General features: G+C 70.6%; 15 protein-coding genes. 10 read left to right on the top strand and 5 right to left on the bottom strand.

Annotated elements, in window-relative coordinates; genetic code table 11:
* Positions 1-41 precede the first annotated feature (41 nt).
* The 3 genes from AOP78_RS09530 (at position 42) to AOP78_RS09520 (ending at position 2,232) form a co-directional block, all read left to right on the top strand.
* Positions 42-1,028 carry an SdpI family protein gene (locus AOP78_RS09530; protein ID WP_062203621.1) on the top strand — a complete coding sequence of 329 codons (987 nt, stop codon included), beginning with the start codon at positions 42-44 and terminating at the stop codon, positions 1,026-1,028.
* Positions 1,012-1,374: a GntR family transcriptional regulator gene (locus tag AOP78_RS09525; protein ID WP_062203620.1), complete on the top strand. Its 363-nt coding sequence runs from the start codon at positions 1,012-1,014 to the stop codon at positions 1,372-1,374. Before AOP78_RS09530 ends, AOP78_RS09525 begins: the two co-directional genes overlap by 17 nt.
* Before the next feature lie 123 nt (positions 1,375-1,497).
* Entirely contained in the window at positions 1,498-2,232 is a 735-nt protein-coding gene (locus AOP78_RS09520; protein WP_062203618.1) for an SDR family NAD(P)-dependent oxidoreductase, read from the top strand.
* Positions 2,233-2,465: 233 nt separating this feature from the next.
* Here the strand turns inward: AOP78_RS09520 and AOP78_RS09515 are convergent, their stop codons facing one another.
* The 4 genes from AOP78_RS09515 to ddaH form a co-directional block, all read right to left on the bottom strand.
* Positions 2,466-3,734 (bottom strand): AI-2E family transporter, encoded by a 1,269-nt coding sequence (locus AOP78_RS09515; RefSeq protein ID WP_062203616.1) that lies wholly within the window; start codon positions 3,732-3,734, stop codon positions 2,466-2,468.
* Entirely contained in the window at positions 3,731-4,384 is a 654-nt protein-coding gene (locus tag AOP78_RS09510) for an HdeD family acid-resistance protein (RefSeq protein WP_062203614.1), read from the bottom strand. Before AOP78_RS09510 ends, AOP78_RS09515 begins: the two co-directional genes overlap by 4 nt.
* 81 nt (positions 4,385-4,465) lie before the next feature.
* Positions 4,466-5,500 carry an ornithine cyclodeaminase gene (gene ocd / locus AOP78_RS09505; protein WP_062203613.1) on the bottom strand — a complete coding sequence of 345 codons (1,035 nt, stop codon included), beginning with the start codon at positions 5,498-5,500 and terminating at the stop codon, positions 4,466-4,468.
* Positions 5,500-6,429 carry a dimethylargininase gene (ddaH, locus tag AOP78_RS09500; protein WP_083979990.1) on the bottom strand — a complete coding sequence of 310 codons (930 nt, stop codon included), beginning with the start codon at positions 6,427-6,429 and terminating at the stop codon, positions 5,500-5,502. The genes ocd and ddaH overlap by 1 nt, the downstream gene beginning before the upstream one ends.
* A 130-nt stretch (positions 6,430-6,559) precedes the next feature.
* Between ddaH and AOP78_RS09495 the strand changes: the two genes are divergently transcribed.
* Entirely contained in the window at positions 6,560-7,000 is a 441-nt protein-coding gene (locus AOP78_RS09495; RefSeq protein WP_174442384.1) for an Lrp/AsnC family transcriptional regulator, read from the top strand.
* A gap of 16 nt (positions 7,001-7,016) precedes the next feature.
* On the opposite strand, the gene AOP78_RS09490 is transcribed toward AOP78_RS09495, so the two are convergent.
* Positions 7,017-8,519 carry a dolichyl-phosphate-mannose--protein mannosyltransferase gene (locus tag AOP78_RS09490; RefSeq protein WP_062203611.1) on the bottom strand — a complete coding sequence of 501 codons (1,503 nt, stop codon included), beginning with the start codon at positions 8,517-8,519 and terminating at the stop codon, positions 7,017-7,019.
* Between the two features lie 60 nt (positions 8,520-8,579).
* On the opposite strand from AOP78_RS09490, the gene rsmI reads away from it, so the two are divergent.
* The 6 genes from rsmI to rsmA all read left to right on the top strand — a co-directional run bounded on the left by rsmI (position 8,580) and on the right by rsmA (position 14,919).
* On the top strand, positions 8,580-9,452 hold the full coding sequence (gene rsmI / locus AOP78_RS09485) for a 16S rRNA (cytidine(1402)-2'-O)-methyltransferase (RefSeq protein ID WP_062203608.1): 873 nt from the start codon (positions 8,580-8,582) through the stop codon (positions 9,450-9,452).
* The gene (locus tag AOP78_RS09480; protein WP_062203606.1) at positions 9,436-10,362 is read left to right on the top strand and encodes a M15 family metallopeptidase; all 927 of its coding nucleotides are present in this window, start codon (positions 9,436-9,438) and stop codon (positions 10,360-10,362) included. Before rsmI ends, AOP78_RS09480 begins: the two co-directional genes overlap by 17 nt.
* Before the next feature lie 95 nt (positions 10,363-10,457).
* Positions 10,458-12,251, top strand: coding sequence for a methionine--tRNA ligase (gene metG / locus AOP78_RS09475; protein WP_062203604.1), 1,794 nt, complete (start codon positions 10,458-10,460; stop codon positions 12,249-12,251).
* Positions 12,252-13,103, top strand: coding sequence for a TatD family hydrolase (locus tag AOP78_RS09470; protein ID WP_062203603.1), 852 nt, complete (start codon positions 12,252-12,254; stop codon positions 13,101-13,103).
* A gap of 199 nt (positions 13,104-13,302) precedes the next feature.
* Positions 13,303-14,046, top strand: coding sequence for an aggregation-promoting factor C-terminal-like domain-containing protein (locus AOP78_RS09465; protein ID WP_062203601.1), 744 nt, complete (start codon positions 13,303-13,305; stop codon positions 14,044-14,046).
* A gap of 6 nt (positions 14,047-14,052) precedes the next feature.
* Entirely contained in the window at positions 14,053-14,919 is an 867-nt protein-coding gene (gene rsmA / locus AOP78_RS09460; protein WP_062203599.1) for a 16S rRNA (adenine(1518)-N(6)/adenine(1519)-N(6))-dimethyltransferase RsmA, read from the top strand.
* Positions 14,920-14,928 lie beyond the last annotated feature (9 nt).

Genomic DNA, 14,928 nt, shown 5'->3' with positions numbered 1-14,928 from the left:
TATAGTTCTTCTATAACAGTCGCCTTCGAGGGGAGCGGACGATGCGTCAGGACCACGTCGTGCGTCGCGCGGTCCTCGTGGGCCTCGGCGGGCCCGCGCTGGTCTCCTGCGTCGGCGTCGCCGTCCAGCTCGCCTCGGTCCCGTCCCTCGGGGCGGAGCTGATCACGCACTGGGGGCCTTCGGGTCCCGACGGCTACGGCCCCGCATGGACGTGGCCCGTGCTCACCCTCGCGGTCGGTCTCGGCATGCCGGCGCTGCTCATGGCCTTCGCGCTGCCGTCGCTGAGGCGAGGCGAGCGCAGCCCGATGCTGCGACTGCTGCCCGCCATCGCGCTAGGGCTGTCCGCGCTGATCACGACCGTCTCGACCGGCTCCGTGCTCGTCCAGCGGTACGGCGCTCCCGACGACAGCATCGTCCCCGTGATGATCGCGGCCTTCGCCGCGGCGCTCCTCGCCGGGTTCCTCGGTTGGGTCGTGCAGCCCGCGCAGGACATGATCGTCCCCGCGTCCCGGCCCGTGTCGCCGCTCGCGACGGCGCCCGGCACCCGGATCGTGTGGCTCGGCCGCGCGGAGATGGGGCGCGGGCCGATGCTGGTGCTCGTCCTCGCCTCCACGGTGCTCGCCGGGCTCGCCGTGTGGATGTGGGTGCTCGGGGATCTCGCCGCGGCCATCATCGTCACCGCAGTCGCCCTCCTCGTGACGGTGCTCGTGAGCATCATGACCGTGTTCCACGTGCGCGCGGACGCGCGCGGGCTGTCGGTGCGGTCGCCCATCGGATTCCCCCGGTTCACGATCGCCGCCTCGGACATCGCCTCCGCCACCGTCACCGACGTGTCGGGGCTCACCCAGTTCGGCGGCTGGGGCGTCAGGATGATCCCCGGCGCGACCGGGGTGATCCTGCGCAACGGACCGGGGCTCGACGTCGCCCGCCGCTCGGGGCGCAGGTTCGTCATCACGCTGGACGATGCGGAGACCGTCGCCGGGGTCCTCACGGCCGCCGCGGAGAGGGCCCATGCTGATCAGGATTGACTCGGGCGCGGACGCGCCGCTGTACGACCAGATCGCCGGGTCGGTGCGCGAGGACGCGGCCGCCGGCCGCATCGGTCCCGGAGCGCGGCTGCCCTCCGCGCGCGAGGTCTCCGAGGCGCTCGACGTGAATCTCCACACCGTGCTCAAGGCCTACCAGCTCCTGCGGGACGAGGGGCTCGTCGAGATGCGCCGCGGGCGGGGGGCCGTGCTGACCGAGATGGCCGCCGCGTACGCGGGGCTGAGCGCGGATGCCCGCGCGCTCGTCGAGCGCGCGCGCGAGGCGGGCCTGGGTGTCGACGCGGTCGTCGCGCTGCTCCGGGCCAGCGGGTCCGACACGCGCGCGTAACACGCGGGCTCCTAGCATCGGAGAGGAATCGGCTCTGGCGCCCCGGCCGGTCGACGGCCGTGGCGAGAGCCCCACGCCTCCAGGCCCGGGACCCGGGCCCTCGACCCAAGGAGAACCGCAGTCATGACCCAGCGCACCGCAGTCGTCACCGGAGCCTCGAGCGGCATCGGCGAGGCCACCGCCCGCCAGCTCGCCGCCGATGGCTGGCATGTCGTCCTCGGCGCCCGCCGTCTGGACCGGCTCGAGGCGCTGGCCGCGGAGATCGGCGGCACGGCGCTCGCGCTCGACGTCACCGACCCCGCGTCCGTCGAGGCGTTCTGCGCCGCTATCCCCGAGGCGAGCCTGCTCGTCGCCAACGCGGGCGGCGCGTTCGGCACGACGTCCGTGGCGGACGCCGACGAGGACGAGTGGCAGCGGATGTACGACGTCAACGTGCTCGGCACCGTGCGCACGGTCAAGGCGCTCCTGCCGAAGCTCATCGCGTCGGGCGACGGCCAGGTCGTCACGCTCGGGTCGATCGCCGCGCTCGAGCCCTACCCGGGCGGCGCCGGCTACAACGCCGCGAAGCATGCGGTGAAGGCCTTCACCCGGGTGCTGCGCCTCGAGATGAAGGGCCAGCCGATCCGTGTGTCCGAGATCGACCCGGGCCTCGTCGAGACCGAGTTCTCGATGGTGCGCTTCGACGGCGACCAGGACAAGGCCGACAAGGTCTACGCGGGCATGACGCCGCTCGTCGCCCAGGACATCGCCGAGGCGATCGCGTGGGTCGCGTCCCGTCCGGCGCACGTCAACATCGACTCGATGCTCATCATGCCGCGCGCGCAGGTGTCCGCTCAGGTGGTCCACCGCGAGCTGTAGGGGTCCGCTTCGCTGGCCTTCGCCGGCGACCTCCGCGTTGGCGTCCGCACGTCCTGCACACACTTAGGCATGCACCAGGCGTGTCGACGCCTGATCTGGGTGCGACATGCCGCGTGCATTGCCATGTGTGTGCAGGACGTGCGGCGTGTGCCGCGGGAAGGGACGATGCGGCAGCCGGGTGCGGGTGCGGGGTGCCGGCAGCCGGGTGCCGGGTGCCGGGTCAGGTGCCCGCGTCAGCGACGCCAGAACTGCAGGCGCCGCCCGAGGCTCGGCGAGGCCTCCTCGCCCGCCTCGGCCACCGCATCGTCCATGGCATCGTGGGCGGGCTCGTCGCCGGCCTCGATCTCCTCGGGCTGCTCCGGTTCCTCGTCGATCACGGCATACGTGCGGCCGGTGTTCTTGATGATCGCAGTGACGAGCGCGGCGATCGGGAGCGCCATGAACGCGCCCATCGGCCCGGCGAGCGCGCCTCCCGCGATCGCGCCACCGAACGCGACCGCGCCGTTGAGCTCCATCGTCTTGGATGACAGCTTGGGGCTGAGCAGGTAGTTCTCGATCTGCTGGTAGATGAGGACCCACACGAGCAGGCCGATCGCGTTCCCGACACCCTCGACCGCGAGCACGATCAGGATCGGCAGCGCCGCGCCCAGATACGTGCCGATGAAGGGGATGAACGTCGACACGAAGCCCATGAAGAACGCCATCGGCAGCGCGTAGACCAGGTCGAGTCCCACGACGAGCATCGCGACGAAGCCGAGACCGCCGCACACCGAGGCGAGCAGCAGACGCGAGTAGAAGTAGCCACCGGTCTGCTCGATCGAGGTGACCGCGACCCACTTGAACACGCGCTGGCGGTTCGGGGGCATGCGCGACATGAGCGCGCGCATGACCCGCGGCCAGTCGGCCGCGAAGTAGAAGGCGAACATCGCGACCGTCATCAGGTCGAAGACGAGGCCGAGCCCCGACGACAGCGCTCCGAGCGCCCCGGACGCCCAGTTCTGAAGGACCTTCGCGATCGCGCTCGTGCCGTCCGCGGCACCCGTCTGGTCGATCAGCGTGGTGCCGAACAGGCTCTCCCACCAGGTGTTCAGGTGAGCGAACCACACCGATGCGGCGGAGCCGACCTCGTTCGCGAAGCGCACGATGCCGGGAACCAGGACCGCGACCAGGAACGCCACGAGGACGACGGCGGCGAGGTAGATGACGCCCACGGCGGCGCCCCTGCGCATCCCGAACCGCTTGGTCAGGGCCTCGACGCCGGGGATCATCGCGAGGGCGAAGAACAGCGCGACGAAGAGCAGCCCGAGGAAATGCGAGAGCTGGCCGATCGCCCACAGGCCGGCAGCGGCGACGAGACCGACGGCGACGATCTTCCACAGCACCGACCACACGAACGCGTCGAGCCACGCCGGCGCCGTCGCGTCGGGTCGCAGCGCGGCCTCCTTGCGTACGGCCTCGACGACCTCGGGGGGCATGTCCGGGGCGACGCCCTCCTCGGTCATGCGCGCGCCGCCTTGAGCGAGCGCCGCATCGCGAACGCGCGCAGCAGGCCCACGATCCCGATCAGGATCAGCGCTCCCGCGGCGAACCACAGGAACACGGTCGCCGTCCAGCCGGGGACCGCGAGCACGATGATGCCCGCGATGATCGACACGGCGCCGCCGACCAGCCCCCAGACGCGCGACTTCGCGTCGTCCGAGTCCACGAGCGCCATGACGCCCTCGACGATCCAGCTGAGGCCCACCATGATCACGGACACGAGCAGCAGCAGGGTCGCGCTCGCCGCGAGGTTGCGCAGGATCACGACGCCGCCGATCACGAGCAGCATCCCGAAGATCAGCATCACCGCCCGCATCGACGACGAGTAGCCGGTGCGCATCGCGCCGATCACCAGGCGCACCACGCCCGACAGGAGGAAGTTGATCGCGAGCAGCGCGGCGCCGACCTTGATCGTGCTGCTCGGCCAGATGGCCAGGGACAGGCCGATCGCGAGCGACACCGCGGAGACGAACCCGATCACCCAGCTCATCGAGCTGACGAGCTGCGGCGGCGGGGTCGCCTCATCGAGCGGCGTCACGATCGCGACGTAGCCGATTCCGTTCCTCGACGTTCCCCCTGCGGGGGAGTCCTCCCACTGATCACCCGCGGTCATCCTCGGCTCCTCGCACGCACGCGGGGTCGGGCCCCCGCCTGCGTCGAATCTACTCGCGTGATGAGCCGGGTGCCAGGGGTGTCACCGAGACGTGGCGGCCGGCGCCAGGGAGACCACGGAGAAGAGATCCTTGGGGTCCGCGGGCTCGGCGATGAGGTCGATCTCGGCGGCGTACGCGGTGCCGGACACGCGGTCGCGGACGAAGCGCAGCGCCGAGAAGTCGTTGATCGCGAAGCCGACCGAGTCGAAGACCGTGACCTGGTCCGCGGAGGTGCGTCCGGGGAGCTGGCCGTCGACGACGCGCCACAGGTCGATCGTGGGGTGGTCCTCGGGCAGGTTCTGGATCTCACCCTCGATGAAGGTCTGCGGGTGGAACTCCACGAACGTGTCGGCGCGCAGCAGGATCGCCGCGTCGAGCTCGGTCTTGCCGGGGCTGTCGCCGCCGATCGCGTTGAGGTGCATGCCGGGCTCGATCACGTCGCCGTGCAGGACGGTCGCGTTGACCTTGTCGGCCGTGCACGTGGTGACGACGTCGGCGCCGGCCACGGCGTCGGCCGCGGAGGTCGCGCGGTGGACCGTGAAGCCCAGTGCCGCGGCGTTGCGCTCGAACTTGTCCATCGCGGCCGGGTCGACGTCCCAGATGCGCAGCTCGTTCAGGCCGAGCGCGCCGCGCATGCCGAGCGCCTGGAACTCGGACTGAGAGCCCGTGCCGATCAGCGCGTGGACGCGCGAGTCGGGGCGCGCGAGGTGGCGCGCGGCCATCGCGGAGGTCGCCGCGGTGCGCAGCGCGGTCAGCAGCGACATCTCGGCGAGCATGAGCGGGTAGCCGGTCGCCATGTCGGACAGCACGCCGAACGCCGTGACGGTCTGCAGGCCGCGCGACGGGTTGATCGGGTGACCGTTGACGTACTTGAAGCCGTACAGCTCCGCGTCAGCGGTCGGCATGAGCTCGATCACGCCGTCCTCGGAGTGCGCGGGGATGCGCGCGACCTTGTCGAACTGCTCCCAGCGGCGGTAGTCGGACTCGAGGTAGGCGACGAGGTCCCCGATCAGGGTCTCGATGCCCTCATCGGCCATCCAGCGGCTCATGGCCGCGACATCGACGAACTGGACCATCAGCGGTTCTCCTCGGTGGTGGGGGTGGACGATGCGGTGGACATGGACGATGCGGTGGCCGGGTCGGCGGACTCGGCGGTGCGGTCGCGCAGCACGAGCGTGCAGCACTTGGCGCCGCCGCCGGCGAGCAGCAGCTCGGTGAGGTCGACGCCGATGGGCTCGTAGCCGGCCTCGCGCAGCTGGTGCTGGAACGCGGTGGCGCGCGCCGCGGTGATGACGTGCAGGCCGTCCGAGACGGCGTTGAGGCCGAACACCTTGGCGTCGTGCTCGTCGACGAGGATCGCGTCCGGGAAGCGGCGCTCGAGCTCGGCGCGGCTCGCGTCGTCGAACGCGCTCGGCAGGTACGCGATGTGCTCCTGGCCGGGGGTGGCGTCCAGCACCGCGAGGGCGGTGTCCAGGTGGTAGAAGTCGGGGCGGATAAGGCGCAGCGAGACGACCTCGCGGCCGAAGACGCGAGCCATCTCGTCGTGCGAGGAGGTGTCGGTGCGGAAGCCCGTGCCGGCGAACAGCACGTCGCCGATCAGGAGGACGTCTCCCTCGCCCTCGTTGGTCTCGACGGCGTCGACGACCTCGAGCCCGGCGGCGCGGAACCAGTCGGCGTAGAGGCCTGCCTCGGGGGCGCGCTCGGCGTGCGTGAACTTCGCGGTGTACGCCTTGCCGTCGACCACGAGCCCGCCGTTGGCGGCGAACACCATGTCGGGGAGGCTCTCGCCGGGGGCGACCTCCTCGATCGTGAAGCCGAGGCGCTCGAAGACGCGTCGAAGCTCGGACCACTGGGACAGCGCGCGGGCGGTGTCGGTGGGGTTCTCGGGCTCCATCCAGGGGTTGATCGAGTAGGACACGGTGAAGTGCGTCGGGCGGCACATCAGCACGGTCAGGGGCGTCGCGGTGCGCTCGCGGACGAGGCGCATGGGGGCGGTGGTGGTCATGGGGCTCCCTCCTTCTGCATCAAGCGTGACAGAGATTCCGTGACGATTTCGTGACCCAGAATCGTGAATCCGGCGACTTGTTCCGCGATAGCGTTGGATTCCTGCGAAAGTGCGCAGCAAGGGGGGAAGCATGACCATCGACAGCCTGGACCGACGGATCCTCGACGAGCTCAAGCTCGACGGCCGCATCAGCTATCAGGACATGGGGGAGCGCATCGGCCTCTCGCCCACCGCGGTCAAGCGCCGCATGGACCGCATGACGGCCGCGGGCGTCATCCGCGGCTACACCGTACTGGTCGATCCGACGGTCGACGGACGCGACACCGAGGCCTTCGTCGAGGTGTTCTGCCGCGGCACCGTCGGGCCCGAGGAGCTGCGCAGGATCCTGTCGGGCATCCCCGACGTCATCGAGGCGCAGACCGTGACGGGCGAGGCCGACGCCCTCGTGCGCCTGCGCGCGAGCAGCATGCCGTCGCTCGAGGAGGCCCTCGAGAAGGTGCGGCTCGCCCCTCAGGTGGACTCGACCAGGTCGGCGATCGTGCTGTCCCAGCTCATCGCGCGCAGGGACTGATCGAGCACCGCGAGGGTCAGACCCAGTTCTTGACCCTCATGTGCATGCGCCAGTAGTCGTACGGGATCGGGTCGCCCGACCACAGGGGCCAGAAGTATCCGGCGACGATGAGGACGATGCCGACGTACACGCCGACCGCGATCGTCCCCCATCTGGACCAGGTCCCGGGTCCATCGGGCTGCGCGATCCGCTGGAGCATCCACGCGACCACCATCACCAGGAACGGGATGAACACGATCGAGTAGAACGTGAAGATCGTGCGGTACGCGTACGGCAGCCACGGGACCCAGCCGGCGAACACCCCGATGCTCAGGATCAGGCCCGTCGTGTCGCGGTGACGGATGAGGCGGTAGAACACGAACACGAGCGCGGCGACGCCCACCCACCAGATCGCGACGTTGCCGATCGAGGAGATCGCGGACACGCACTTGTCGGAGCCGCAGTCGACGTCCGCGACCTCCGTGTAGTGGAAGGCCGTCGGCCGGATCTGCAGGAGCCAGCCCCACGGGTTGGCCTGGTAGTCGTGCGGCGTGGTGAGGTTCGTGTGGAACTCCCACATCTGCCGGTGGTACTCGACGAGCGAGCGCAGCGACTCGGGCAGCCACGTGACACCCTCGCCGGGGTGGTTCTCCGCCCAGTGCCGCGCGTATGAGCCGTCGGTCGCGAACCAGTTCCACCACGTCGCGACGTAGACGGTCGGTGCGAGCACGAGCGTCGCGAAGAACGTGGGGATGGTCCGCCAGACGGAGCCGAGGAACCACCGCTCGATCCCGGCGTCGCGGCGCGCGGTCAGGTCCCACACGACGGACAGCACCATGAACGCGGCGAGGAACCAGCCGCCCGACCACTTGGTCGCCATGCCCAGGCTGAGCACCACGATCGCGCCGAGCCGCATCCAGCGCACGCCCATGTCGGGCCCGTAGCCGGCGGTCGGGTCCTTGCCCTCGGCCCGCATCCGATCCATCGCGGCGTCGAGCCTGCGTCTGAACCTCTCCTTGTCCCACACGATGAGGCCGAAGCCCGCGACGGCGAAGAACGCGAGGAACCCGTCGAGCAGGGCGGTGCGGGACATCGTGATCGCGAGCCCGTCGACCGCGAGGAGCAGTCCGGCGATGCCGCCGAACAGCGTGGACCTCAGCAGCGTGCGCGCGATGAGCGCGGTCAGGACGACGACGGCGACGCCGAACAGGGCCTCGGTGAAGCGCCACCCGAACGGCGTGGGGCCGAAGATCTTGATCCCGACGGCGATGAGCAGCTTGCCCACCATCGGGTGGACGACGTAGTCGCCCTCGGACGACAGCCCCGAGTAGTCGCCTTGCGCGAAGGCCTGGTCGGCGCCCTCCCAGTTGCCCTCGTACCCGTAGACGAGCAGCGAGAACGCTCCGCGCGGGTAGTAGACCTCGTCGAAGACCAGCTTGGCGGGATAGCCGAGGTTGTAGAAGCGCAGCAGCGCGGCGAGAGCGCCGACGGCCACAGCCATCACCTGCACCCGCCAGCGGTAGACCCAGCCCCAGTTCACACGTGAAGCCTAGCCGTGGCACTCAGGGAAACCGGGCAGATCGTGTGCGACCCTGTGGACATGGAATCGGCTCCCCACGGCATCGTGCTGCTCGGAGCCACCCCCATCGGCAACACGGACGATGCGTCGGCCCGGCTTCGCGAGGCGCTCGCCGTCGCGGACGTGGTCGCGGCCGAGGACACGAGGCGGCTGCGCGACCTGGCGTCGCGGCTGGGGATCGAGGTGCGTGGTCGGGTGATCGCCGTGCACGACCACAACGAGGGCGAGCGGGCCGCGGACCTCGTCAAGGTGGCCGCGGACGGCGGGACCGTGCTGGTCGTGTCCGATGCCGGGATGCCGACGGTCTCCGACCCGGGCTATCGGGTGGTGTCCGAGGCGATCGCGGCCGACGTGCCTGTCACGGTGCTGCCCGGCCCGAGCGCGGTGCTGACCGCCCTCGCGCTGTCGGGGCTGCCGACGGACCGCTTCTGCTTCGAGGGCTTCGCGCCGCGCAAGGCGGGCGAGCGGGCGCGCGCGTTCGGCTCGCTCGTCGCCGAGCCCAGGACGATGGTGTTCTTCGAGGCGCCGCACCGGCTCGTCGACACGCTCCGCGCGATGGTCGAGGCGTGGGGCGCCGACCGGCAGGGATCGGTGTCCCGCGAGCTCACCAAGACGTACGAGGAGACGCGCAGGGGCACGCTCGGCGAGCTCGTCGCGTGGGCGGAGGAGTCGCAGCCGCGCGGCGAGATCGTGGTGTGCGTCGCGGGTCGTCCCGCGGAGGCGCTCGGCACCGAGGCCGCGGTGCAGGAGGCGCTTGCCCGCATCGACGGCGGCGAACGGGCCAAGGACGTGGTCGCGGACCTCGCGACCACGACGGGCCTGCCGCGCCGCGACCTCTACGACGCGGTGCTGCGCGCCAGGCAGTCAAGGTCAGCCGATGCGCGCCCGAGCTGAGCACGCGAGACACTCACCCGAGCGGGGCGAGCGACCGCGGATCCTGCATGCACGCAGCTGGCCGATACGCGGGGGCGCGGTCCTGCTCGGGCTCGGCCTCGGCGTGGGGGTCGGAGCGGTGTCCGCGGGCTCGCTCCCGGTGAACCCGGCCTCCGAGCCCGAGGCGGCCGCCGCATCGTCCACGGCCCCGGACTCCGTCGACGCCGAGGCGTCGGCGATCCCCGCCGTCACGGCGACCGCCGGCAGCGTCGAGGTCGAGGATGCGACCCCGGTCGCGGAGATCGAGGTGGTGGAGGACGGGCCGTCGATCCCCGACGGAGCGCTCGACGACCCGACATCCTTCCTCGTCGTGGTGAACAAGTCCCGCCCGCTCGACCCGATGACGTACGCGCCGGAGGATCTCGTGAACGTCGAGGGCGTTCCCGGCGGGAGCTCGGAGCGGCTGCGGTCCGAGGCCGCCGAGGCGCTGGCACAGATGCGCGACGCCGCCGTCGCGGAGGGGCTCGACTTCTCGATCGCGTCGGGCTACCGCAGCTACACCGAGCAGATCTCCCTCCACTCGCTCTACGTGGGACGGCGCGGCACGACGGTCGCGGAGAGCTTCTCGGCCCGCGCAGGCTACTCCGAGCACCAGACCGGCTGGGCCGCCGACATCTACGGCTCGACCAGCTGCCGCGTGAAGCGATGCTTCGCGGACGAGCTCATCGGCGCGTGGGTCGCCGAGAACGCATGGCAGTACGGCTGGATCGTCCGGTACCCCAAGGACGAGTTCGACACGACCGGCTACTGGTACGAGCCCTGGCATGTGCGCTACGTGGGCGTCGAGCTGTCGACCTGGATGCACGAGCAGGGGATCACGGTCCTCGAGGAGGCCGTGGGCCTCCCCGCCGCCCCCGACTACGCGGATTGACGACCGAAGGCGACTGACGCATCGTCCGGGCGGCCGCATCGTCCCGCGCCGAGGTCCCGTGAGGAGCAGCTCCCTTCCTCAGTAGGATTGTCGGCATGTCGCACATCCTCTCCGCCGTCGCGTGGCCGTACGCCAACGGCCCGCGCCACATCGGCCACGTCGCCGGGTTCGGCGTCCCCTCCGACGTCTTCAGCCGCTACATGCGCATGGCCGGGGAGGACGTGCTCATGGTGTCCGGCACCGACGAGCACGGCACCCCGATCCTCGTGCAGGCCGAGGGCGAGGGCGTGGACCCGCAGGTGCTCGCCGACCGCTACAACCGCGTGATCGTCGAGGACCTCACGCAGCTGGGGCTCAGCTACGACCTGTTCACCCGCACGACCACGGGCAACCACTACAAGGTCGTGCAGGAGATGTTCAAGGCCGTGCACCGCAACGGCTACATGATCGAGCAGACCACGCGCGGCGCGATCTCGCCGTCCACCGGACGCACCCTGCCGGACCGCTACATCGAGGGCACGTGCCCCATCTGCGGCACCGACGGCGCTCGCGGCGACCAGTGCGATGCGTGCGGCAACCAGCTCGACGCGATCGACCTCATCAACCCCGTCAGCCGCATCAACGGCGAGACGCCCAAGTTCATCGAGACCGAGCACTTCTTCCTGGACCTGCCGGCGCTCACCGACGCGCTCGCGACCTGGCTCGGCGGGCGTCAGGGATGGCGCCCCAACGTCCTCAACTTCTCGCTCAACCTGCTCGACGACGTGCGCCCGCGCGCGATGTCGCGCGACATCGACTGGGGCATCCCAATCCCGCTGCCGGGCTGGGAGGACAACCCCACCAAGCGCCTGTACGTGTGGTTCGACGCCGTCATCGGCTACCTGTCCGCCTCGATCGAGTGGGCGCGACGCTCGGGCGACCCCGACGCGTGGCGCAAGTGGTGGAACGACCCCGAGGCCATGTCGTACTACTTCATGGGCAAGGACAACATCACCTTCCACTCGCAGATCTGGCCCGCCGAGCTGCTCGCCGCCAACGGGCGCGGCTCCAAGGGCGGCGAGCTCGGCCCCTACGGCGAGCTCCAGCTGCCCACCGAGGTCGTCTCGAGCGAGTTCCTCACCATGGAGTCAGCCAAGTTCTCCTCCTCGCGCGGCCACGTCATCTACGTGCGCGACATGCTCGCCCGCTACCAGCCCGACGCGCTGCGCTACTTCATCGCGATGGCCGGTCCCGAGACCGCCGATGCCGACTTCACGTGGTCGGAGTTCAAGCGCCGCACCAACACCGAGCTCGTCGCCGGCTGGGGCAACCTCGTCAACCGCACCGCCTCGCTGCTCAACAAGAACGTGGGCGAGATCCCCGCGCTGACCGACCTGGCCGACGTCGACCGCGCCGCGCTCGACAGCTCGCTCAAGGCCTTCGACCAGATCGGCGACCTGGTCCGCCACCACCGCCAGCGGGCCGCGATCACCGAGGCCATGCGCGTCGTCGGCGACGCCAACGCGTACCTCGCCGAGACCGCGCCGTGGAAGCTCAAGAATGAGGACCCCGAGCGCATGAAGACCGTGCTCGGCGTCGCAGCGCAGCTCGTCAGCGACGCGAACACGATGCTCGCGCCGTTCCTGCCGCACTCGGCCCAGCAGGTCCATGAGGCGCTCGGCGGCACCGGCACGCTCGCGCCGATGCCGCAGATGAACGAGGTCGACGACCTGGACCTGCCGGACCGCTCGTACCCCGTCATCCAGGGCGACTACACCGGGATGCAGGGCACGTGGGGCCGCCGCGACGTGGTCGCCGGCACCGCGATCCCCGCGCCGTCGCCGATCTTCACCAAGCTGGACGACGAGATCGTCGAGGCCGAGCTCGAGCGGATGAAGGGCGACGACTGAGTGCCCCGTCCCGGAGCCTGGCCGGCCGCCCCTGACGCGCTGCCCGCGCCCGTCGTCGACAACCACTGTCACCTCGACTCGCCCGCGGGCGACGAGCCGCGCACCGTCGACGAGCTGCTCGCGCAGGCCGCCTCCGCGGGAGTGGACCGCGTGGTCCAGATCGGCTGCGAGGTCGAGTCGGCGCGCTGGACCGCGGACGCGGTCACCCGCCATCCGCAGATGCTCGGCGGGGTGTCCCTGCACCCGAACGAGGCCCCGCGTCACGCCTCTGGAACCCACGCATCGGGCCTGTCCTACGAGGATGCGTTCGCCGAGATCGCACGACTCGCCCACGGCGAGCGGATCCGCATCATCAGCGAGACCGGCCTGGACTACTTCAGGACGGACGAGTCGGGCAGGGAGGCGCAGCTGCGGTCGTTCCGCGACCACATCGCGCTCGCGAAGGAGCTGGGCCTCGCGCTCGGCATCCACGACCGCGACGCGCACGCGGACGTCCTCGACACGCTCGCGAAGGACGGAGCGCCCGAGCGCACCGTGTTCCACTGCTTCTCCGGGGACGCCGCGATGGCCCGGCTGTGCGTCGACCGCGGCTACCACCTCAGCTTCGCGGGCAACGTGACGTTCAAGAACGCGCATGATCTGCGCGCCGCCCTGGCCGTCGCCCCGCTCGACCGGGTGATGGTCGAGACGGACTCGCCCTACCTCACCCCGCATCCTCATCGAGGCGCGCCCAACTCGCCCGCGCAGGTCGCGCACACCGTGCGCGAGGTCGCCCGCGTCAAGGAGCTGCCGCTCGACGAGGCCTGCCGAGCGCTCGATGTGACGACCGTCACTTTCTATGGGGCCTGGTAGATTGCCTGGCGTACGGTTCAGTTGGTCAAGGCTGTTACCGATATGAGATAAATGCGGGAGTGTCTCGCCCCCTGAGACCCGACCACGTTGGCTTGCACGACATCCCCGAAAGGGCTGCCCTTTGAGTTATCTGCGCACCACCCCTCGTCCTGGAGGACGCCGTGACACGCGTGCCCGGACCGGTGCGCGGACCCGTGTCATGCAGCAGCTCGGGGTCTCGGCGGCGCTCATCGCGTTCTCCGCGGGAGCCTTCGCCTCCACGACCGTCGGGGCCGTCCAGAACGTCAAGGCGGACGACGCCGAGGTGTCGACGTCGCTCGACGTCGTCGGTGCCGTCGAGGCGGACAGCGCCGACGTCGAGGTCAAGACCGTGACCAAGGAGGTCTCCCTCCCGTTCGACACGGTCGAGGAGGACGACGACTCGATCGACAAGGGCGACGAGAAGGTCACGACCGAGGGCGAGGACGGCACCAAGCTCGTCAGCTACGAGGTCACCTATGTCGACGGCGAGGAGGTCTCGCGCGAGAAGACCGTGTCGGTGATCGTCTCCGAGCCCGTCGACGAGGTCGTCTCGATCGGCACCGCCGAGGAGGAGACGGTCGACACCTCCGTGCCCAACTCCTCCGCGGCGTCGAACCCCACCGGGAACCGCGCGATCGGCAAGCAGCTCGCGGAGTCCACCTACGGCTGGACCGGCGACCAGTGGCAGTGCCTCGAGGCGCTCTGGACCCGCGAGTCCGGCTGGAACCACAAGGCCTCCAACGGCTCGTCGGGCGCGTACGGCATCCCGCAGGCGCTCCCCGGTTCCAAGATGGCAGCCTTCGGCTCCGACTGGCAGACCAACCCCGCCACGCAGATCAAGTGGGGCCTGTCCTACGTCAAGGGCCGCTACGGCACGCCGTGCAACGCGTGGAGCTCGTTCAAGTCCAAGGGCTGGTACTGAGCCGAGGTGGCGGATCTCCTCGGTCCTACCGACGTGCGGACCCTCGCGGAGTCCCTCGGTACGGCGCCCACCAAGAAGTGGGGGCAGAACTTCGTCGTCGACTCCGGTACGGTGCGTCGCATCGTCCGGGTGGCGGGAGTGCAGCCCGGTGACCATGTGGTCGAGGTCGGGCCAGGGCTCGGCTCCCTGACGCTCGCGCTGCTCGAGGCCGGCGCCTGGGTCACCGCCGTCGAGATCGATCCGACGCTCGCCGCCGCGCTACCTGACACGGTCGCGCGCCGGGCATCGGCCGAGGCGGAACGCTTCACCGTGATCAATGACGACGCCCTGCGCGTCGATGCGCTGCCCGGCGCGGGTCCCGAGGCGGGCCCGCCGTCGGCCCTCGTCGCGAACCTGCCGTACAACGTGTCCGTGCCGGTGATCCTGCACTTCCTCGAGACGTTCCCCGCTCTTCAGCGCGTGCTCGTCATGGTCCAGGCCGAGGTGGCGGACCGCCTCGCCGCGCCGCCCGGCTCCCGCACGTACGGCATCCCGAGCGCCAAGGCGAACTGGTACTGCGACGTGCGCAGGGCCGGCGACGTCGGCCGCGCCGTGTTCTGGCCCGTGCCGCGCGTCGACTCGGCGCTCGTGCTCATGGAGCGCCGCGAGCCGCCGGTCACGACCGTGTCGCGCGAGGAGGTCTTCGCTGTCGTCGATGCCGCCTTCGCTCAGCGTCGCAAGGCGCTGCGCGGCGCGCTGTCCGGGATCGCCGGGTCCGCCGCGCGCTCCGAGGAGGCGCTGCGCGCCGCGGGCATCGACCCGCTCACCCGCGGCGAGCAGCTGCGGATCGAGGACTTCTCGCGCATCGCGGAGCAGCTCGCGGCGCTGGACTGAGGTCGCGGT

Source organism: Demequina salsinemoris (assembly GCF_000974805.1).
Lineage (GTDB): Bacteria > Actinomycetota > Actinomycetes > Actinomycetales > Demequinaceae > Demequina > Demequina salsinemoris.
Note: the sequence above shows the minus strand (reverse complement) of the source record. Positions and strands in the feature narration are given on the sequence as shown.